The 20789-nt window shown below is 67.6% G+C and carries 18 protein-coding genes; 4 read left to right on the forward strand and 14 right to left on the reverse strand.

Annotated features, from left to right (window positions below):
- Positions 1-4: 4 nt before the first annotated feature.
- The 13 genes from EV380_RS07505 to EV380_RS07565 all read right to left on the reverse strand — a co-directional run bounded on the left by EV380_RS07505 (position 5) and on the right by EV380_RS07565 (position 16123).
- Complete coding sequence (locus tag EV380_RS07505) at positions 5-1396, reverse strand: glycoside hydrolase family 32 protein (protein ID WP_165391909.1); 1392 nt, start codon at positions 1394-1396, stop codon at positions 5-7.
- Between the two features lie 37 nt (positions 1397-1433).
- A complete protein-coding gene (locus tag EV380_RS07510; protein WP_130450419.1) occupies positions 1434-2309 on the reverse strand; it encodes a carbohydrate ABC transporter permease in 876 nt (291 codons plus the stop codon).
- 7 nt (positions 2310-2316) lie between these two features.
- Positions 2317-3276: a carbohydrate ABC transporter permease gene (locus tag EV380_RS07515; RefSeq protein ID WP_130450421.1), complete on the reverse strand. Its 960-nt coding sequence runs from the start codon at positions 3274-3276 to the stop codon at positions 2317-2319.
- Positions 3273-4697 carry an extracellular solute-binding protein gene (locus tag EV380_RS07520; RefSeq protein ID WP_130450423.1) on the reverse strand — a complete coding sequence of 475 codons (1425 nt, stop codon included), beginning with the start codon at positions 4695-4697 and terminating at the stop codon, positions 3273-3275. The genes EV380_RS07515 and EV380_RS07520 overlap by 4 nt, the downstream gene beginning before the upstream one ends.
- A 204-nt stretch (positions 4698-4901) precedes the next feature.
- Entirely contained in the window at positions 4902-6545 is a 1644-nt protein-coding gene (locus EV380_RS07525; RefSeq protein ID WP_130450425.1) for an ABC transporter ATP-binding protein, read from the reverse strand.
- Between the two features lie 4 nt (positions 6546-6549).
- Positions 6550-7563 (reverse strand): ABC transporter permease, encoded by a 1014-nt coding sequence (locus EV380_RS07530; protein WP_130450427.1) that lies wholly within the window; start codon positions 7561-7563, stop codon positions 6550-6552.
- Entirely contained in the window at positions 7556-8482 is a 927-nt protein-coding gene (locus tag EV380_RS07535; protein ID WP_130450429.1) for an ABC transporter permease, read from the reverse strand. Before EV380_RS07535 ends, EV380_RS07530 begins: the two co-directional genes overlap by 8 nt.
- 97 nt (positions 8483-8579) lie before the next feature.
- Positions 8580-10202: a peptide ABC transporter substrate-binding protein gene (locus tag EV380_RS07540; RefSeq protein ID WP_130450431.1), complete on the reverse strand. Its 1623-nt coding sequence runs from the start codon at positions 10200-10202 to the stop codon at positions 8580-8582.
- 177 nt (positions 10203-10379) lie between these two features.
- Positions 10380-11726: a dihydrolipoamide acetyltransferase family protein gene (locus tag EV380_RS07545; RefSeq protein WP_130450433.1), complete on the reverse strand. Its 1347-nt coding sequence runs from the start codon at positions 11724-11726 to the stop codon at positions 10380-10382.
- Entirely contained in the window at positions 11720-12751 is a 1032-nt protein-coding gene (locus tag EV380_RS07550) for an alpha-ketoacid dehydrogenase subunit beta (RefSeq protein WP_130450435.1), read from the reverse strand. The genes EV380_RS07545 and EV380_RS07550 overlap by 7 nt, the downstream gene beginning before the upstream one ends.
- Positions 12751-13875 (reverse strand): pyruvate dehydrogenase (acetyl-transferring) E1 component subunit alpha, encoded by a 1125-nt coding sequence (pdhA, locus tag EV380_RS07555; RefSeq protein WP_130450437.1) that lies wholly within the window; start codon positions 13873-13875, stop codon positions 12751-12753. The genes EV380_RS07550 and pdhA overlap by 1 nt, the downstream gene beginning before the upstream one ends.
- Before the next feature lie 251 nt (positions 13876-14126).
- A complete protein-coding gene (locus EV380_RS07560) occupies positions 14127-15758 on the reverse strand; it encodes a solute symporter family protein (protein ID WP_207219359.1) in 1632 nt (543 codons plus the stop codon).
- Positions 15755-16123, reverse strand: a complete 369-nt coding sequence (locus EV380_RS07565) for a DUF485 domain-containing protein (protein ID WP_130450439.1) — start codon at positions 16121-16123, stop codon at positions 15755-15757. Before EV380_RS07565 ends, EV380_RS07560 begins: the two co-directional genes overlap by 4 nt.
- 201 nt (positions 16124-16324) lie before the next feature.
- On the opposite strand from EV380_RS07565, the gene EV380_RS07570 reads away from it, so the two are divergent.
- The 4 genes from EV380_RS07570 to EV380_RS07585 are packed head-to-tail and all read left to right on the forward strand — an operon-like array spanning position 16325 to position 20090.
- On the forward strand, positions 16325-17485 hold the full coding sequence (locus EV380_RS07570) for a sensor histidine kinase (protein WP_130450441.1): 1161 nt from the start codon (positions 16325-16327) through the stop codon (positions 17483-17485).
- Positions 17482-18198 (forward strand): LytR/AlgR family response regulator transcription factor, encoded by a 717-nt coding sequence (locus tag EV380_RS07575; protein ID WP_130450443.1) that lies wholly within the window; start codon positions 17482-17484, stop codon positions 18196-18198. Before EV380_RS07570 ends, EV380_RS07575 begins: the two co-directional genes overlap by 4 nt.
- On the forward strand, positions 18198-18548 hold the full coding sequence (locus EV380_RS07580; protein WP_242607536.1) for a hypothetical protein: 351 nt from the start codon (positions 18198-18200) through the stop codon (positions 18546-18548). Before EV380_RS07575 ends, EV380_RS07580 begins: the two co-directional genes overlap by 1 nt.
- 3 nt (positions 18549-18551) lie before the next feature.
- Complete coding sequence (locus EV380_RS07585) at positions 18552-20090, forward strand: sodium/solute symporter (RefSeq protein ID WP_130450445.1); 1539 nt, start codon at positions 18552-18554, stop codon at positions 20088-20090.
- Here the strand turns inward: EV380_RS07585 and EV380_RS07590 are convergent.
- Positions 20087-20656: a DivIVA domain-containing protein gene (locus tag EV380_RS07590; RefSeq protein ID WP_130452128.1), complete on the reverse strand. Its 570-nt coding sequence runs from the start codon at positions 20654-20656 to the stop codon at positions 20087-20089. The two genes, EV380_RS07585 and EV380_RS07590, sit on opposite strands and share 4 nt — an antisense overlap.
- Between the last annotated feature and the right edge of the window lie 133 nt (positions 20657-20789).

The raw sequence follows: 20789 nt of genomic DNA on the forward strand, positions 1-20789 counted from the left end.
CGGGCTACTCTGACCGGTAGTTGACGTCCATCGCGTCCAGCTCCCAGGCCTCGACGACAGTGCCCTCCCCGGCGCGCACGGCCCACCGCTGCTCCGCTGCCGGGTAGGCGCGCACCGTGTGCGCGACGGCGTCCCCGCAGAACGCCTCGACGACGCTGTGGTCGATGAAGACGCGCAACCCCGCCGCGGCGGACAGCCGGAGCACGGTTTCCACCCTGCCGCAATCCTCGCCCTCGATGGTCACGAGGACCACTTCGACGTCAGTCCCGCTGGGCTCCACGACCACTTCGGTCAGGTCGCCCAGTTCATGCAGGACTCCCCCGCCGAGACGCGTGCAGGACGCGCGGAGCGCCTCCAACTCCGCGGCCGGTTCGACGACGAGCCTCTCGCCCTCGAGCCGGAGCCGGCGCGGCAGGGTCAGCACGCCGGCCCACCCCGCCTCGTCGGCGAGAACTTCGTCGCGGCCCTCCCAGGACCATCCCCACAGCAGCGGGCCGGCTCCAGCGCCGTGTTCCCCGCCCGCCAGCACTTGGGGCGCGTAGAAGTCGGGGCCGGTATCGGCGACTCCGCCGCTGGCGACCTCGAACCTGAAAGGCAGGGCACCGGAGTCGTCGACCAGTTCGCCGACGAGGTAGGAGACTCCCGAGAGCAGGTGCTTCCCGTCGACCCAGCGCCACTGCGAGAGCAGCATGACCCAGCGCCCGTCGACCTGCACGAGCTGCGGGCACTCCCAGATCTCCGCCGGAGCGAGATCCACGGCGCGAACATTCTGCGCGTCCAGCAGCCGGCCGAGGAAGCGCCAGTCGTCGAGGTCCTCGGCGTCGTACAGGAGCACGGCCGGATCGCCGTCCGGCGAGCCGGCGCCCTGGAGGGCGTACCGGTGCCCGTGGTGGGTGAACAGGAAGGGGTCGCGGACGTCGGTGACACCCTCGCCCTCCGGCATGCCCGTCGCGGTGCGCACGGCGCCGCGATCGTCCAGCTTGCTCCACGTGTCGAGGTCGGCGTCCCCGCTGCGCGCGAGCACGACGCTCGAAGCGCCGCCCTCCTGCTGCACTCCGGTGTAGACGAGCGTCGGCACCCCGTCGTCGAGCGTCGCGACGCCGGACCAGCATCCGAACGCGTCCGGCCCGTCCCGGTCCGGGGCGATCGCGACCGGGTGCTCAGTCCACCGCACCAGGTCCGGCGAGCTCAGGTGGGCCCAGTTGATGCGGTGGTGGCGCGCCGAGTCCGGGTTGTACTGGCAGAAGACGTGGTAGCGACCCTCGTAGTGCAGGAGACCGTTCGGATCGTTGAGCCAGCCGCGCCGTGGGCGGGGGTGGATTCTCGGCCGTAGCCGGTCCGTACCGGCCTGCCCGCCGGATGAGTGAGCAGGCCTGGTGATCGTCTGTTCGCTCACGTGGTTTTCCCTGTTCTTGTCAGACATGATCTCCGGGCTACTTGCCGACGCCGGCGGTCAATCCAGCCCGCAGGCTGCGCTGGCCGAAGAAGAAGACAACGACGGCCGGGAGCATCGAGAGGATCACGCCGGCGAGCACCACCGAGATGCTGCCGGTGCCCATGTTCCCCTGCAGGGACACGAGTCCGAGCGGCAGGGTGAAGTTCTCCTCGGAGATGGTGAGGATGAGCGGCCGGAAGAACTCGTTCCAGTGGTAGTTGAAGGCGAGGATGCCGACGATCGCCATACCGGGCGTCGCCAGCGGCAGGTACACGGACCGGAAGATCCGCCACTGGCTGGCGCCGTCGATCTCTGCGGCCTCCGCGAGCTCCGCAGGGACCCCCATGAAGTACTGGCGCATCAGGAACGTGCCGAACGCAGTCGGGATCGCGGGGATGATGAGCGCGAGCAGCGTGTCCGCCAGACCCATACCGCGGATGATCATGAACACGGGCACGATCGTGACCTGCACGGGGATCATCATGGTGGCCAGGACGAGGCCGAAGAGGAGCTTGTTGCCCTTGAACTTCAACCGGGCGAACGCGTATCCCGCCATGGCGGCCGTGATCATCTGGCCGGCCGCGATGAATCCGGTCATGAGAGCCGAGTTCACGACCAGCCGGATCATGTCGATCTGCGCGAACACCTCCGAATACGAGGTGAAGTCCGGGTCCCAGGGGATGAACCGGGGTGGGAGGTTGAAGGATTCCGACGGCAGGCGCAGCGAGGTGGACAGCGTCCACATCACGGGTCCGAGGGTCAGGACCGCCGCCACCAGGAGTACCGCGAGGCGCCCGATGTACGCGCCCGTGACGGGCCTGCGGACTTTGCGGCGCAACGGCTGCTTGGCTTTCGTGTCGAGTTGAGTAGTCATGGGTGCCTCACTGGTAGAAGACGAATCGGCGGCTGAGCTGGAACTGCACGTAGGTGACGGCCATGATCAGCAGCATCAGGACCAGGCCGATCGCGGAGGCGCGACCGAACTCGAGTTGCTCGAACGCGGACTCGAAGACCACCATCACGGCGCTGCGCGTCGAGTCGCCCGGGCCGCCGCGGGTCAGTACATACGGCTGGTCGAAGACCTGCAGCGCGGTGATCACGGCCATGACGGAGGCCACCAGGGTCGTGGGACTCAGCAGCGGCATGGTGACGTTGATGAACTTCTTGAATCCCGAGGCGCCGTCCAGCTCCGCCGCCTCGTAGACCTCCTTGGGAATGTTCCCGAGGCCGCCGACGAACAGCAGGAAGGAGAAGCCGAAGTTCTGCCATACGTAAACGATGATGACGACGGCGGCCGCACCGGCCGGCGTCGTCAGCCATGGCACCGGGGCCAAGCCGACGAGGCCGATGAGCCAGTTCACAACGCCGAACTGCTCGTTGAACAGGTAGCCCATGAAGATCGAGACCGATGCTGCGGAGAGCACCAGCGGGAAGAAGAACGTGGACCGGAAGAAGACCCGGAGCCAGTCCGGCAGCCGCTCCTGGATCATGCTGGCCAGTACCAGGGCGATGCCCAGCTGCAGGGTCACCGCGATGACCACGAACACGATCGTGTTCAGGAAACTAACGCGCACCGTCGGATCCAGTGCGATGTCGGCGAAGTTGGCGAGGCCGACGAACTCCGGCCGGGAGATGATGTCCCAGCGGAAGAAGGCCAGCACGAGCGAGCCGATGATCGGCACGATCGTGAAGATGCCCATGCCGATCAGCGTCGGCGCGAGCAGCACCCCGGCGAACAGGTTCTTCTTCGGCTTGCTCCGTGATGCGGGAATTCGCCGGGTCCGCGCATCGGGGGCGCCGGTCGCCCGGGAACCGACCGGGTCGGTAGTAGTGTCGCTCATCGACCGCTCCTAAGGACTAGATTGAGGTCGCGGTCCAGGCTCGCCAGGGCGGAGCGCGTTTGCCGCGAGGAGCCGCTCACCGCGTTGGTGACATTCTTGATCAATGCGTTCTCGACGGCGGCCTGCTCCGGTGGAGCGGGGATCGGCGCCGAGGTCGGGAACCGGTCGAGGGTCTCGTAGAAGACCTGCCAGTTCTTGGGGCCGGTCTGCGCGTAGAACGACTCGTTGACCATCGACCGGCGGGTCGGCGTCGTCGTCGGCGACGGCATGGCCATCTCCATGGACTCGCGCCGGGCCGCGAACTTCACCCATTCCCAGGCCGCGTCCTTGTTCTCCGTGGTGCGCATGATGGCGTAGCCGGCCGTGCCGAACTGGTGGCGCTGGGTGCGGTTCTTCGGGAAGAACTGGACGTCGAAGCCGTCCTCCGCCATGCCGGCCTCGTGCAGGCCCTGGGCCCAGTAGCCACCGGCTGGCGTCGCACCGACGCGACCGCTCGAGAAGAGCCCGACGAGCGAGGTTCCGCCGCCGCCCTCGGGACGGACGCCCAGACCCTCGGCGACGAGCTCGCGCATGTAGTCGAAGGATTCGAAGACGCGCTCGTCGAGGGCGTTGGAGCCGTCCCAGATGAAGCCGCCGCCGCGCGTGGAGCGCGCCGGATCGTCCGGGTAGAACCCGTCCCACAGCCAGTCGCCGCCCGGCGCCTTGCGTTCGGTCAGGAACGACGTGTCGTTGTTGTAGAGCCACGGCACGATGCCGCCGAAGAGGCGATTGGTCCAGTAGAACGGTGTGAACCCGGGCCCCTGGGACTTCTTCATGGCCCGGAGCATCTCGGTGAAATCGTCTTGCGTCCAGTCGTCGGCAGGACGGTCCATGCCCGCTTCCTGCAGCGTCGACGTGTTCAGGTACATGTCGGCGGCGTTCCAGTCGATCGGCAGCTGGAAGAGGCTGCCCTGGTACATGTATGCCTCGACGAGGCTCGGGTGCACGTCGTCGAAGTACTCCCGCAGTTCCTCGGCGTCGCGGCGGATGAAGTGGTCCAACGGTTCGGCGAGCTTGTCGGCGAACAGCTGGGCTCCCTCGGTCGCGACGTAGACGATGTCCGGCGGGTTGCCTGCCGCGACCATGGTGAGGATCTTCGCGAAGAAGTCTTTCCAGTCGGCGCCTTGGATCGCCTGGATGTGGATCTTGATCTCCGGGAATTCACGGTGGAACTCCTCTGCGAGCCCCCGGCGCCCCTCTGCGTCGGCGCTGTTGCCGAGGATCGCGATGGTCAGCCCGTCGGCGTGCCGGCCCGGGATGTCGGAGCCGGTCAGCCGCGGCCACGATCCGATCGTCACCCCCGCCAGCCCGAGGCCACCCAGCGTCAGCAGGCCGCGCCGGGTGAGATTTGTGGCGGTCAGTCCGCCGGTCTGTTGTTTCATGGTCCCTTCCTAACACGTGTCAGGTTCAGGCATAAAGGTACCGCCGCCGACGCAGGGGTGTCAAGCATCACATGCCGCTGTGATGGCTCACCGCGGGTCACCTGGCCCGGCGAGGGCACTGGCCGGACACGCAGAAGCGGCTGCGGCCGACCACGTGGTGTGGTCGGCCGCAGCCGCGTCTCGTCCCTCGTCGAGGGAGTATTTCTAGACCAGCAGCTGGCCGCCGGGGATGGCGTCAAGCAGGTCCGCGGTGTACTGCGTCTTCGGGTTCGCGAAGATGTCGTCGGTCCGTCCGGATTCGACGAGTTGGCCGTTCTTCATGACCACCACTTCGTCGGCGATCTGGCGGACCACCGCGAGGTCGTGGGTGATGAACAAGTAGCTCAACCCGAGCTCGGATTGGAGCTTGTTCAGCAGCTCCAGCACCTGGGCCTGCACCAGCACGTCGAGCGCGGACACGGCCTCATCGCAGATGATGACCTCCGGCTCGAGCGCCAGAGCGCGCGCGATGGCGATGCGCTGACGCTGCCCACCCGAGAGCTCGTTCGGGAAGCGGTGCATCGTCGAGGCCGGCATCGAGACGTGCTCGAGCAGCTCCTTGACCCTGTTCTGCCGCGACTTGGCGTTGCCGATACCGTGGATCTTCAGCGGCTGCTCGATGGTGCGGAAAATGCTGTACATCGGATCCAGCGACCCGTACGGGTCCTGGAAGATCGGCTGAACCCGGCGGCGGAACCGGAAGAGCTCCTTCTCGCTGAGCCTGCCCATGTCCTGGCCGTCGAAGCGAATGGACCCACTCGTTGGTTCGAGCAGGTTCAGCACCATCTTCGCCACGGTCGACTTGCCCGAGCCCGACTCGCCGACGACCGCCGTCGTCGTGCCGCGCTTGACGTTGAACGAAACGTCGTCGACCGCCGTGAAGTCGGACTTCTTCAAACCCTTCTCACGGATCTTGAAGACCTTGGTCAGGTTCTTGATCTCCAGCACGTTGTCAGTGCTGGACGCCGACTTCTGTGCGGCCTCCGCGTTCGCCATCCGGTGAGAGGACAGTGACGGCGCCGAGTCGATCAGTCGCTTCGTGTACGGGTGCTGCGGGTTGCGCAGGAGCTCGAGCGCGGGGCCGGACTCGACGACCTGCCCCTTGTACATGACGACGACCTTCTCCGCGCGTTCGGCGGCGAGACCGAGGTCGTGGGTTATGAACAGGACCGCGGTCCCGAGCTCGGCCGTCATGTTGTCGAGATGGTCCAGGATCTGGCGCTGCACGGTCACGTCGAGGGCCGACGTCGGCTCGTCCGCGACGAGCAGGCGCGGACGGCAGGAGAGCCCGATCGAGATCAGCGCGCGCTGGCGCATGCCGCCCGAGAACTCATGCGGGTACTGCTTCGCGCGACGCTCCGCGTCCGGCAGGCCCGCGTTTTCGAGGGCTTCGGTCACCTTCTTGTTCATGTCCCCGCCGCCGAGCCCGTTGGCCTTCAGCGTCTCCTTGACCTGGAAGCCGATCTTCCAGACCGGGTTCAGGTTGGACATCGGATCCTGCGGAACCATACCGATCTGGTTGCCACGGATGTGGCGGAACTCCTTGTCGCTGGCCCCGGCGTAGTCCTTGCCGTCGAACAGGATCTGCCCGCCAGTGACCTTGCCGTTCTTGGCCAACAGGCCCATCGCGGCGAGGGCGATCGTGGACTTGCCCGAGCCGGACTCGCCGACGATCGCGACGGACTCCCCCGGCATGACCGAGAGGTTGGCGCCGCGGACGGCCGTCACGGGGCCGTTCGCCGTGTTGAACGTGATCTCCACATCCCGCATGTCGAGCAGCGGCTGCTCGTTGCTGTTCTGGTTTTCCATGTGGCTAGGCCTTCCGCGACTTCGGGTCCAGGGCGTCGCGCAGAGCGTCGCCCAGCATGATGAAGCTGAGCACCGTGATCGACAGGCCCAGCGCCGGCCAGAACAACATCTGCGGGTCCGCGCGGACGTGGGTCTGCGCCGCGTTGATGTCGTTGCCCCAGCTCATGACGTTGGCGGGTAGGCCGATGCCCAAGAAGGACAGCGTGGCCTCGGCGACGATGTATGTGCCCAGCGAGATCGAGGCGACGACGATGATAGGCGCCAGCGAGTTCGGCAGTACGTGGCGCACCAGGGCACCGAACCTCGAGACGCCGAGGGACCGCGCCGCCGTGACGTAGTCAGCGCCCTTGGCCTCTATCACGGCGCCGCGCGTGATGCGGGCGACCTGCGGCCAGCCGAAAATAACGAGCGTCAAGATGACCGTCCACTCCGTACGATTATCGCGAAAAGCGGGAAGCTGCATGATGACGATCGCGCCGAGGATCAACGGCAGCGCGAAGAATATGTCGCCCAATCGCGCGAGAATCGCATCCAGCCAGCCGCCGTAGTAGCCGGCCAAGGCGCCAAAGACGCCCCCGATAACGACGACGCCGATCGTCGTGAAGAGGCCGACCAGCACCGAAGCCTGCGCACCGAAGATCACCCGGGCATAGATGTCACAGCCCAGGGCGGTGAATCCGAACGGGTGACCGGCACGTGGGCCGGCTCCGGCGTCCTCAAGCAGGCAGTACCGCGGGTCGGCGGAGGCGAACAGCTGAGGGAACGCCGCGACGAGGACGACCAGAAGAATCAGCACCGTAGAGATGATGAACAGCGGCTGTCTGCGCAGGTTCCGCCACGCCTCGGCCCAGAAGCTCAGCGGCTCGGTGGTCTGATTGACCGTATCGACGGCCTGCAGCGGGGTCTCGTCGAGCGGAGCCACAAAGTGCTCGATGCGGCGCTTGGAGACCTTGCCAGTGCGCTTCACGTCGCCGGCAGCCGCCGTGTTCGCGACAGTGTTGTCAGTGTTCTCAGGCATAACGGATCCTCGGGTCGAGCAGGGCGTAGATCATATCGACGACCAGGTTGGCGATGACGAAGACGAGGACGAGGATGCTGACGACTGCTACGGTCGTCGCTGTCTCGCCCTTGCCGATCGCGTCGAAGAGCAGACGGCCGATGCCCGGGACGTTGAACACGCCCTCGGTGACAATCGCGCCGCCCATGAGCATTCCCAGATCGGCGCCGAGGAAGGTCACCACGGGGATCAGGGAGTTGCGCATCACGTGCACGACGATGACGCGCGTCCGGCTCAGGCCCTTGGCGCTCGCGGTGCGCACGTAGTCCGCCGAGATATTCTCGGAAATCGACGTGCGGGTCAGTCGAAGGACGTAGGCGAAGGAGACGAGGCCGAGCACTACGGCGGGCAGAATAAGGTCCCCCCATCCCGCACCGGCGCCGACTGTCGGTCGGACCCACTGGAGTTTCATGCCGAAGACGAACTGTAGGACGTAGCCGAGAACGAAGGTCGGTACGGCGATGACGATCAGCGAGAAGACCAGGACGGTCGAGTCGAAGAACTTGCCTTTGCGCAATCCCGCGATGACGCCGAAGGCCACACCAAAGACGGCCTCGATGCCGAGCGCCAGGACGGCGAGCCGGGCGGTGACCGGGAAGGCCTGGCCGATGACGTCGGATACCTCGCGGCCAGAGAAGGTCACGCCCATGTCGAGGGTGAGGAGGTTTTTGAGGTAGATGCCGTACTGGATCCAGAACGGCTGGTCCAGGTTGTACTGGGCGCGCAGTTGCGCCTCGACGGCCGGAGACATCGGCTTGCCGCCGGAGAGTGCGGCGATCGGGTCGCCTGACATGGAGAAGACCAGGAAGTACACCAGCAGCGTGGCGCCGATGAAGACCGGAACCATCTGCAGGAGTCTCTTGAGCATGTAGATCAGCATGTGAAGATTTCCTTAGGACGTGGCGAGGGCGGCGAAGAGGATTCCCCTCCGCCGCCCGCACCCTGAAGAACAGGAGTGATGTTTCCTGCGGTTCGTTCTACTCGACCGTCTCGATGTTGTAGTACAACGGAACGCCGTCCCAGCCCTGCTCCACATTGGTCACGTCAGCGCTCCAGCCGGCCTGGTTGGCCTGGTACCAGAGCGGAAGGGCCGGCAGGTCCTCGAAGAGGATCTCCTGCGCCTCGTTGAAGAACTGCGCGCCCTCCTCGACACTGTCGGCCTGCAGGCCTTCCTGCAGCTTGGCGTCGAACTCCTCCGACGAGTAGCGGCCGTCGTTCGACGAGGCCCCCGTGCCGAAGAGCGGGCCGAGGAAGTTGTATAGCGACGGGTAGTCGGCCTGCCAACCGGCACGAGAGATTCCCTCGAGGCCGTCCTCGCTGACGATCTGGCGCATCTCCTGGAACGTGGAGATCGCGTCGAGCTCGGCCTCGATCTCCAGGTTGTTGCGCAGCTGATTAGTGATGGCCTCGATGTACTCGCGGTTGCCGGCACCGTCGACGTTCGAGGTGTACTTCAGCACCTTGCCCTCGGGCCACGGCGAAATCGCATCGGCTTCGTCCCAAAGTTCCTTGGCTTTCTTCGGATCGTATTCGAGGACCTCGCTGCCGGGGATGTCCTCGCTGTAGCCGTCGAGAACGGGCGCGGTGAATTCCTTGGCCACCTCCTTGGTGCCCTTGAACACGGTGTCGATGATCGCCTGACGGTCGATCGCCATAGAGATCGCCTGGCGCCGGAGCTTGCCCGGCTCGCCCTCAAACTCCTTGAGGTAGCCCGGGATCACCATGTTGGCGTTGCCGGCGTAGGCGCGCGACGAAGCGCGGCCTTCCAGGTCGTCCTCGTAGGTATCCAGCGCGTTCGGCGGCATCTGGTCCATCACGTCTAGGTGTCCACTGACCAGATCCTGGTAGCCAGACTCGTAGTTCTCGTAGATTGTGAACGTGATGCCGTTGTTCTTCGGCGCACGCGGTCCCTCGTAGTCCTCGTTAGGGACCAGCTCCATCTCGACGTTGTGCTGCCAGCCGTCCTCCGCAAGGATGTACGGCCCGTTCGTGACGGGCTGCTCGCCGAACGCGGCCATGTCCTCGAACGCGACCTCCGGCAGCGGCTTGTACGCTGAGTAGCCGAGGCGCAGCGGGAAATCGGACTCCGGCCCCATCAGCTCGACAGTGAAGGTTGTCTCATCGACCACGGTCAGCCCGGAAAGCTCGTCGGCGCCCTCTTCGTCGGAATCCTTGAAGCCCTTGATCGTGTTGAAGAAGTAGGAAGCTTTCTGCGCGTTGTCGGAATCAGCGCCGTAGTTCCAGGCGTCCACGAATGAGGAAGCCGTCACCGGAGAGCCGTCCGAGAACGTCTGGCCCTCCTTGAGCTTGACCGTCCACGTGACGTTGTCCTCGGACTCGACGGACTCGGCGAGTTCCTCCTGCAGGCTGCCGTCCTGCGCGTAGGAGTAGAGACCGGCGTAGATCAGGTCGACGACGCGGCCGCCGCCCACCTCGCTGGTACTCGTCGGGATGAGGCCGTTCTCCGGCTCGGTGTTGTGTGCAGTGACGACACCATCGGCAGCGGCGCCGCCGCCGTCACCGGATCCGCCGCAGGCGGTGAGTGCGAGGGCGAGCGCCGAGGTCACGGCGACGCCCTTCAAGACGCGGTTCATGCGCATTCAATAACTCCTTGACAATTGGTGAGACGACGGCCGGCGGTTGTGAAGCAGGCCTTTCGCCCCCTCGCTGAAACTCAGCGTTTCAACCCCCGGAGCCTACACCCGCCCGCGGGCAGGTGTGGGCCAGATCATGGGCCTGAAACAGACAATTTATGACTTCGAAACGTTTGATGCAAATCACACAAGCGTGATAAGCGATGCCGGATCCCGCAGGATCCCCGCGATTCCGGCCAGGAATCGCGATGCCTGGGCCCCGTCGACCAGCCGGTGGTCGAAACTCAGGCTGAGCGTCATCACCTGTCGGAGGGCGACCTCGCCCCGGTACTCCCAGGGCTGCGACCGCACCTGGCCCATCGCCAGGATCCCGGCCTCGCCGGGGTTGATGATCGGGGTGCCGGCGTCGATGCCGAAGACCCCGATGTTGGTGATCGAGAAGGTTCCGGCCGCGAGTTCCTGCGGCGAGGTCTTGCCGTCCCGAGCCCGTTCGACGAGACCGCGCATCTGGCGCGCGAGCTCGGCCAGGTCCATCCGGTTCGCCGCCTTGATGTTCGGGACCAGCAGTCCGCGCGGCGTCGCCGCGGCGATGCCGAGATTCACGTCCGCGAAGCGGACGATCTCCCCCGCCGCGCCGTCCCACATGGAATTGAGCTCCGGGGTCCGCCCCAGCCACAGGCAGGCCGCTTTGGCCACGAGCGTCAACGGGGTCAGCTTGAGACCCTCGAACTCGCGCGATCGGCGCAACCGCTCCAGCAGTTCCATGCTCTCGGTGACATCTACCGTCAGGAACTCGGTCGCGTGCGGCGCCGTGAAAGCGCTGTCGACCATGGCCGCTGCCATCGCCTTCTGCACGCCGGAGATCCGCACCCGCTCCTGGCCGGGGGCCGCCACGGCGGTGGCCGGCTCGGCCTCCGGCGCGCTCGCCGCGGAGCCGGCGGCCCGCACGTCATCGCGCGTGATCAGCCCGTCGGGCCCACTCCCCACGAGCCTCTCGAGGTCGATCCCGAGATCGCGGGCCAGCTTGCGCACCGGGGGCGTCGAGCGCGGACGCTCGGCGGGCCGTGCGGGCTGGTCAGCCGACTGATCAGCGGCCGGCTCCGCGACGGCGGCTGGCGCCGCGCCGCTCGGCGCCTGGGCGCCGGCGGCGGGCACAGCCGTACGACGGCGACGCGTCGGCCGGGCCCCGGTCTCCACCGCGGCCCCGTAGCCGACCAGATTCGGTTCGCGGATCGGCGTCGTACTGGCGTTGGCGCCGCCGGACGGGGCGTCTTTCCCGGCCGGGGCGGCGCCCTCGACCTCGATCGCGATGATCGGCTTGCCGACCTCGACCACCGTTCCCGGCTCGGCATAGATCTTCGCGACGGTGCCCGCGTAGGGGCTCGGGATCTCGACGACCGCCTTGGCCGTCTCGACGTCGGCGATCACCTGATTCAGCGCGACCGTCTCCCCCTCGGCGACCTTCCACGCCAACACCTCGGACTCCGTCAGGCCCTCGCCCAGGTCCGGAAGATTGAAAACCTTCAGCATCCTGCACCCCCGGACAGCGAGTTCGGGCGTTCCATGACGCGGTCGATCCCGTCCAGGATCCGGTCCAGGTCAGGCAGGTGATGCTCTTCCAACTTCGATGGCGGATACGGGATATCGAATCCGGTCACGCGTACTGGAGGCTGCTCGAGATGATAGAAGCAGCGCTCCGTCAGACTCGCCGCGATCTCGGCGCCCAAGCCCCCGAACTGGCCGGCCTCGTGCGTGATCACCACGCGGCCCGTCTTGCGGACCGAGGCCTCCACTGGAGCGAAGTCGATGGGCGAGAGCGAGCGCAGGTCGATCACCTCCACCGAGATGCCCTCGTCCCCCGCAGCGGCCGCGACGTCGACCGCGGTCTTCACGAGCGGCCCGTACGTCACGAGCGTGACGTCAGTCCCGGGGACGACGACGTTCGCCGCGCCCAGCGGCAGCTCAGCCAGGTCGACACCCTCGTCGACCTCACCCTTCTCGTGGTACCGGCGCTTCGGCTCGAAATAGATCACGGGATCGTCACACGCGATGGCCTGCCGGATCATCACGTGCGCATCCTGCGGGTTCGACGGCGAGACGACGCGCAGGCCGGCGGTGTGCGCAAAGTACGCCTCCGGCGACTCCGAGTGGTGTTCGGGCGAGCCGATGCCGCCGCCGAACGGGATGCGGATCGTCAGCGGCATGCTCACGCGGCCCCGGGTGCGGTATCGCAGCTTCGCGACCTGGCTGACGATCTGGTCGAAGGCCGGGTACACAAAGCCGTCGAACTGGATCTCGACGACGGGGCGGAACCCGCGGTAGGCCAGGCCGACGGCGGTTCCCACGATGCCCGACTCGGCCAGCGGCGAGTCGATCACGCGCTCCGGGCCGAACTCCTGCTGGAGCCCGTCCGTAACACGGAAGACGCCGCCGAGCGTGCCGACGTCCTCCCCCATGACCAGGACCTTGTCGTCGGCCGCCAGCGCGTGGTGCAGCCCGCGGTTGATGGCCTTGCCCAGTGTGAGCGTGCCGGTTGCGGTGGTCTGGGTGTCCATCATGCTTTCCCTTCCGCATCGGAGGAGAAGAGGTCCTGATAGCGGCCGTACTGCTCGCGCTGTCGCTCCAGCCAGGAGTGGTCCTCGGCGTACACGTTCTCGAAGACGGCCTGCCACTCGGGGTCGGCCATCGTGGTGATCCCGTGGCGGAGTTTCTCGGCGACGTCGTCCGCGCGGTGCTGGGCGGCCTCACGGAAGCCGTCGACGGCCATTCCGCGCGTATGCAGGTACGCCTCGATCCGCGTGATCGGATCCTTCTCCTTCCACTCCTCCAGTTCAGCGGCGTCGCGGTACCGGGTCGGGTCGTCCGCCGTCGTGTGCGGGCCCATCCGGTAGGTCACGGCCTCGATGAACGTCGGACCGTCTCCGGCTCGGGCGCGCTCCAGGGCCATGCGCGTCGCAGCCATCGTCGCGAGGACGTCGTTGCCGTCGATGCGCAGGTGCTCGATGCCGAACCCGTCGGCACGCTGGGCGATCGGCACGCGCGTCTGCAGCCCCACGGGCTCGGAGATCGCCCACTGGTTGTTCTGGCAGAAGAAGACGACGGGGGCTTGGTAGCTCGCGGCGAACGCGAGGGCCTCGTTCACGTCGCCCTGCGTGATCGCACCGTCGCCGAAGTACGCCACGGACGCCTGGGTGCCGCCGTCAAACTTCACACCCATGGCGTACCCGGTCGCGTGCAGCGTCTGCGCACCGATGATGATCTGCGGCGTGGCCATGTTGATGCCGTACGGGTCCCACCCGCTGGACGCGTTGCCGCGCCAGACCGTGAGCAGGTCGTCGAGGTCGACGCCGCGGCAATAGGCGACGCCGTTTTCGCGGTAAGAGGTGAAGACGAAGTCGTCCTCGCGCAGGGCCCGGGCGGAGCCGACCTGCGCGGCTTCCTGGCCGAGGAGCGGGGGCCAGAGGGCCAGTTCGCCCTGACGTTGCAGGGCCGTGGCCTCGGTGTCGATGCGGCGCACGGCCACCATGTCGACGTAGAGGTCCGCAACGGCGTCGTCATTGACGTCCGCGAGCATCGCGTCGAAGGCCGCGTGCCGGTGGCGCGTGCCGTCCGGCGCCACGAGTTGAATCGGTTCGGAGGAGGCGGTGTCCGCCATGGTCAATAGATCTTCTCGGGACATGATGTCTCCCTATGCATCAGCGCTGTCCGCCGCATCGGAGCCCGAGCTTGTGGCCGGCACCGGTGTGCGAACGATGTGGCTGGTCACCACACCTACCTGTGACGATACTCACAGTCGGCGGATGCGGCAACGACCGCGCGCGGCGCGGCAACGCCATCGTCGTCCCCGGGGCAGGCCTGGGCACGCAAAAGCCGGTGCCCGGCACGATTTCTCGCGCCGGGCACCGGCTCTTGGGGTCCCTGACGTGGGCGTTAGTGGTCGACCGCCTTCTCGGCGCCGACGCCAGTGAGCGAGCGGACCTCCATCTCCGCCTGGACGCGCGGGTCCTCCCCGTCCGTGTCGAGCTTCGAGCCGAGCCAGCCGAGCAGGAACGCCAGCGGGATCGAGACGAGGCCCGGGTTGGAGAGCGGGAAGAGCGCGAAGTCTGCGCTCGGGATCATCGAACTCTCCGCGCCGGACATGACGGGCGAGAAGATGATCAGCACAAGTGCCGAGCCGAGGCCGCCGTACATCGACCACACAGCCCCGCGGGTCGTGAAGCGACGCCAGAAGAGCGAGTAGAGGATCGTCGGCAGGTTCGCCGAGGCGGCGACCGCGAAGGCTAGCGCGACGAGGAACGCCACGTTCTGCCCCTGCGCGCCGATGCCGCCCAGGATCGAGAGGACGCCGATCACGACGACGGTGCGCCGAGCGACCTTGACCTCCTGCTCGGGCGTGGTCTTGCCCTTAGCGATGACGTTGGCGTAGACGTCGTGGGAGAACGACGCCGCCGCCGTGATCGTCAGACCGGCGACCACGGCGAGGATCGTCGCGAACGCCACGGCCGCGATCACGCCCAGCAGCAGCGACCCGCCGAGCTCGAACGCCAGCAGCGGCGCCGCGGAGTTGACGCCGCCCGGGGCCTCGAGGATCCGGTCCGGGCCGAGCAGAGCGCCGGCGCCGTAGCCGAGGACCAGCGTGAAGAGGTAAAACGCGCCGATGAGCCAGATCGCCCAGACCACCGAGCGACGGGCCTCCTTCGCCGTCGGGACGGTGTAGAAGCGCATGAGCACGTGCGGCAGGCCGGCCGTGCCCAGGACGAGCGCAAGGGCCAGCGAGATGAAGTCCATCTTGGTCGTGATGTTCTCGCCGTACTTCAGCCCGGGCTTGAGCAGGTCCTCGTTTCCGCCGGCCGCGGCCACGGCGTCGCCCATGAGCGCGGAGAGGTTGAACCCGTACATGCCCAGAACCCAGACCGTCATGATGAACGCACCCGCGATCAGCAGGCAGGCCTTGATGATCTGCACCCAGGTGGTGCCCTTCATCCCGCCGATGAGCACGTACATGATCATCAGGGCGCCGACCACGACGATGACGAGCGATTGGCCCATCCGGTCGTCGATGCCCAGCAGCAGGGAGACGAGCCCGCCGGCGCCGGCCATCTGCGCAAGCAGGTAGAACAGGCAGACGGCGAGGGTCGTGATGGCCGCGGCGATGCGGACCGGCTTCTGCCGCAGGCGGAAGGAGAGCACGTCGGCCATCGTGAACTTGCCGGTGTTGCGCAACAGTTCGGCGACGAGCAGCAGCGCGACCAGCCAGGCGACGAGGAAGCCGATGGAATACAGGAAGCCGTCGTAGCCGTTGATGGCGATGGCCCCGACGATACCTAGGAACGAGGCGGCAGAGAGGTAGTCGCCGGCGATGGCGGTGCCGTTCTGGCCGCCCGAGAAGGAGCGCCCGCCGGCGTAGTAGTCGGCGGCGGTCTTGTTGTTCTTCGACGCGCGCAGCACGACGACGAGGGTGACGGCCACGAAGAGGCCGAAGATCGTGATGTTCACCCAGGGGTTGCCGACCGAGCTTTGTCCGGCCGTCGCGGCGAGCGGGGCGAGTTGCGTTGTCATCATTCGGCGTCTCCTTCGAGATCGGCGCGGATGGCCGCGGCCTGCGGATCGAGGCGGCGGTTGGCGAACGAGACGTACGCCGCGGTGATGCCGAAGGTGGAGACGAACTGGAGCAGACCCAGCACGATGCCGACGTTGACGTTGCCCGCGACCGAGATCGCCATGAACTCGGGTGCGAATGCCGCCAGCAGCACGTAGACGAAGTACCAGACGATGAAGATGACGGCCATCGGGAAGACGAAGCTGCGGTGCGTGCGGCGCAGCCGCTGGAACTTCTCCGAAGACTGGGTCTCGCGGAAGTCGACGGTGTCGAGCCCGGCGTCCGCTTCCGGCTCCCGGACCTCGCCCGGGGTGGGTTGGATACCCATGGATTCCTCCTACTTTTCTGCGCTAGCCCCGGTCGGGGGCGCGGTGTGATCCCCATCACTGTGACGCATTCGAGACACGCTGTGGTCCCTCCCCCGCCCGGCGACGGACGAGCGGTCGCCACGTTGCGCCGAACGGTCGCTGCGGCCGGTGAGCGGCGCCGACGCCCGGGCCCCGCGCCGGCGCTCGGTACGCTGGTGCTCATGATGTCGCCCGCCCTCGAGACCACGCTGATCGTTTCGATCATCGTCGCCGCGGCCGCCGTCGTCGTCTACGTCGGGATGCGGGTGTTCCACGCCCAGCGCGACCTCGGCACGGATGCCGACCGCGCCACGTTCCAGACGCTGCACACCGTCTCGCTCGCCGCGCCGCACCTGGCCAACGGGCTCGAGGAGGAGGGAGCCTCCCGCGCGAGCCGCCACCTGCGGGAACTGCTCGGGTGCCGCGGGCTCGCGGTCACGAATACGACGGCGGTGCTCGCCGCCGACGGCGCCCTGCCGGACGTCGACGTGCTCGCTCTTGCGTCGCAGACGATCACGGCGGGGCGCACCCAGGTCGTCCACGGGCGCGACTGGGACGCGGTGTGCTCGCCCGTCGTCGTCCAGGACCGGACCATGGGCACCGTCATCGCCTTCGCCGCCAAGGCGGACTCCGGGCTCGTGCGCGCCGGCAGCGAGGTCGCCGCCTGGGTTGCGGCGCACGTCGGCCTCGCCGAACTCGACGAGTCCCGCGCCCGTCTCGCCGAGGCCGAGGTGAAGGCCCTGCGCGCGCAGATCAGTCCGCATTTCATCTACAACTCGCTCGGTGCGATCGCCTCGTTCATCAACACGGACCCGGAGCGGGCCCGCGAGCTCGTCGTCGAATTCGCCGACTTCACCCGCTACACCTTCCGCCGCCACGGGGAGTTCACGACCCTGGCCGAGGAGCTGCAGGCGATCGACCGCTACCTCCTGCTCGAGAAGGCCCGCTTCGGGGACCGGATCCGCGTCAGCCTCGAGATCGCGCCCGAGGTCCTCGGCACCGTCATCCCCTTCCTGAGCCTGCAGCCGCTCGTCGAGAACGCCGTGCGCCACGGCCTCGAGGGGCGGCCCGACGGCGGCCTCATCACGATCACCGCCGCTGACGACGGCCAACACGCTGTCATCACCATCGAGGACGACGGCGTCGGCATGGACCCGGAGCACCTGCGCGACCTGCTCGGGGTCCGCCCCGACGGCGAGCATGTAGGGCTGCGCAACGTGGACGTGCGGCTGCGCCAGCTCTACGGGCCGGAACACGGCCTCGTCGTCGACACCGCCCCCGGCGCCGGAACCCTGATCACCGTGCGGCTGCCCAAATTCCGCACCCCTAGACTTGAGCCATGATCAACGTAGTCGTCGCCGATGACGAGCCGCCGGCGGTCGAGGAGCTCGCGTTCCTGCTCGCCAAGGACCCGCGCATCGGCAAGATCCATCGGGCCTCCTCCGGCGCCCAGGCGCTCAAGGCCCTCGACGAGTTCGACGTCGACGCGCTCTTCCTCGACATCCACATGCCGGCCCTCACCGGGTTGGACATCGCCCGCGTCATCTCCCGCTTCACGCGCCCGCCGGCCGTCGTCTTCGTGACCGCGGACGAGGCCCAGGCGCTCGAGGCCTTCGAACTGGCCGCCGTGGACTACATCCTCAAGCCCATCCGGCCCGCCCGCCTGGCCGAATCGGTGCGCCGGATCTGCGAAGCCGTCGAGGACGCGGCCGAGGCCCCGGAGCTCGTCACGGTCGATCAGGGCGGGGTGACCCGGATGATCCGCCGTGACGACATCACCCACGTCCTGGCCCAGGGCGACTACGCCCGACTGCACACGAAGGACGCGAGCTACCTCATCCGCGTGCCCCTCGGCGATCTGGAACAGCAGTGGTCCGAGGCCGGGTTCGTGCGCATCCACCGCAGCTGCCTCGTGGCGATGGACCACATCGGCCGGGTCCGCCTGCAGCCCGGGCGGGCCGCCGTCGTGATCGGCGACGTGGAACTGCCCGTCAGCCGACGCGCCCTGCCGAACCTGCGTGAGCGCCTCGAGTCCCACCGCGTGAGGCCGCTCTGATGGATGCGCGCCCCGAACGCGTGCGCGTCACCGCACCGCGGGACGCCGCCCCGCCCCCGATCTCCCCCGTCCCCGCCGGCACACCGGAGGACTTCTACGTGCGCTCGCTCGTGAGGTCCCAGCTCCGCCTAGCGCTCTCGGTGGCCGTCGGCTTCGTCGTCGTGCTGGTCCTTCTGGCCGTCATGGTGACGTTCTGGCCGCAGATCCACGCCATGCGCGTGGCCACGATCCCGCTGCCGTGGCTGCTCCTCGGCGTCGGCGTGTACCCGCTCATCTGGGTGGGCGCGGCGCTGTACAACCGCGCCTCCGAGCGCAACGAACAGCGGTACCGCGACCTGGCCGGGCGGTGATCCGTGCAGTCCTCCGCCGCACTCGCCGCGATCGCCGTCGTCACCGCCGCCACCGTTCTCATCGCCTTCAACGGTCTGCGCCTCTCCCGCACCACGAGTGACTTCTACGTCGCCTCGCGCACCGTGAAACCCTGGTGGAACGCGTCGGCGATCGGCGGCGAGTACCTCTCCGCGGCGAGTTTCCTGGGCGTCGCCGGCCTCATCGTGGTCTCCGGTCAGGACGGGTTGTGGTTCCCGATCGGCTACACGGCCGGCTACCTGATGCTGCTTCTCTTCGTCGCCGCCCCGCTGCGCCGCTCCGGGGCCTACACGCTCCCGGACTTCGCGCAGATCCGCCTCGGCGGGCGGATGCCGCGGCTCGTGACGAGCGGCCTCGTCGTCGTGGTCGGCTGGATGTACATCGTTCCGCAGCTGCACGGCGCGGCCCTGACTCTGAGGACGACGACGCCGTTGCCCTCCTGGGTGGGCGCCGTCTCGGTCATGTGCATTGTCTGCGTGACGGTACTGGCGGGCGGCATGCGCTCCATCACCTTCGTCCAGGCTTTCCAGTACTGGCTGAAGCTGCTCGCCCTGGCGGTACCGACGATCTTCCTGCTCATCCACCTGGGACTGATGGGCGAGTCCGCGACCGCCGGCGGGGCCGCGTTCGACGCGCTGCCCGCCGACGGCTCGGAGCCGGGCTCGTCGGCCCTCAGCGGCGGTCAGCTGAGCCTGTTCCAGACGATTTCGCTCATCGTGGCCCTGCTCTTCGGCACCCTGGGCCTGCCGCACGTGCTCGTTCGCTTCTACACCAATCCGGACGGGCCGAGCGCGCGACGCACGACCGCGATCGTGCTGGGCCTGCTCTCGCTCTTCTATGTCTTTCCGACGATCCTCGGCGTGCTGGGCCGGACCTACCTGCCGGACCTGGCCTCGGGCGGCAACGCCGACGCGACCGTGCTGCTGCTGCCGGGCGCGGTCGTGGGCGGGTTGGCCGGGGATCTGCTCTCTGCGTTGGTCATCGGCGGGGCCTTCGCAGCGTTTCTCTCGACGACGTCGGGACTGGTCGTCTCGCTCGCCGGTGTCATCAGCCAGGATCTCTTCAAGGGCACGGTGCGCGGATTCCGGATCGCGACCCTTCTGGCCTGCCTCGTGCCGCTGCTGCTGGCCCTGGCCACCCGCAGTTTCGCGTTGGCCGGCGCAATCGGCTCGGTCTTCGCGTTCACGGCCTCGACGATCTGCCCGCTGCTGCTGCTCGGGATCTGGTGGCGCGGACTCACCGCACGCGGCGCCGTCGCGGGGATGCTCACGGGGGCGCTGACCTGCGGCGGCGCTCTGCTGGCGGCGAGCACGCTGCAGCTGCCCGACGTCGTCGCACGGGTCTGCGAGCACCCGGCGGCGCTGACAGTCCCGTTGGCGTTCACGGTGACCGTCGCGGTCTCGCGCTGGGAGCGGGCGTGCGAGCGTTCCGAAAGCGGCAAAGCCGGCACGCAGGCGCGGCGCGCACGAAAGGTGATGGCCCAGCTACACGTGCCGGAGGAGCTCTATGAGCGGCGCTACTAGTCGATCGATGCCATGAGCTCGACGACGCGGTCGAGGAACGCGTCGACCTGGCTCTCCTCGTAGCCGTCCTGGCCCTGCGCCTCGCGGAAGGTGGCGCGGCGGACGGAGTCGACGCTCAACGGGACGTCTTTCTCGAAGTAGTCGGCGAGCTGGTCGCACAGGGCGTCCACGTCTTCGACGTTGTAGCTGGCGACGTTCCGGCGCGACGGTCGGCGGAATCGCTCGCCGGGCTGGCGGTGCAGACGGCCGCGCAGGATCGTGGAGAGGCGCCCGACCTGCTGCAGCCAGGCCTCCTCGCCCTCGGCCTCGACGAGGGCCTCGCGCTCACGCTTGGCGAAGACGTCCTCGAGTCGATCGAGTGCCGAGTCGACGGTGCGGGCATCGTAGCCGCCCTTCTGGGGGTCGAACGCGGTGCGGCGAACGAGGTGGCTCGTGACGATCTCGTCGTCGGCCCCGGTCCCGTTGAACGTACCGCGAGCGCGCGCCAGAAACTCATCGACCTGCTCGATGCTGTATCCGTACTCGTTGGCCGCCACCGTCTCGAACGGCAGGGCGGCTTGACGCATGTCTGGCTGGCTCACGAATTGTCCCTCTAAGCTCCGGTTGGTACCGATTCTGGTACTCGATGTCTTGCTGTGGTTCCGCAGCGGGCGCCGCCCGGATCCCCTCACGACTATAGTACCGACTTTCGCGCCTGTC

The sequence above is a fragment of the Zhihengliuella halotolerans genome (assembly GCF_004217565.1).
Classification (GTDB): Bacteria; Actinomycetota; Actinomycetes; order Actinomycetales; family Micrococcaceae; genus Zhihengliuella; species Zhihengliuella halotolerans.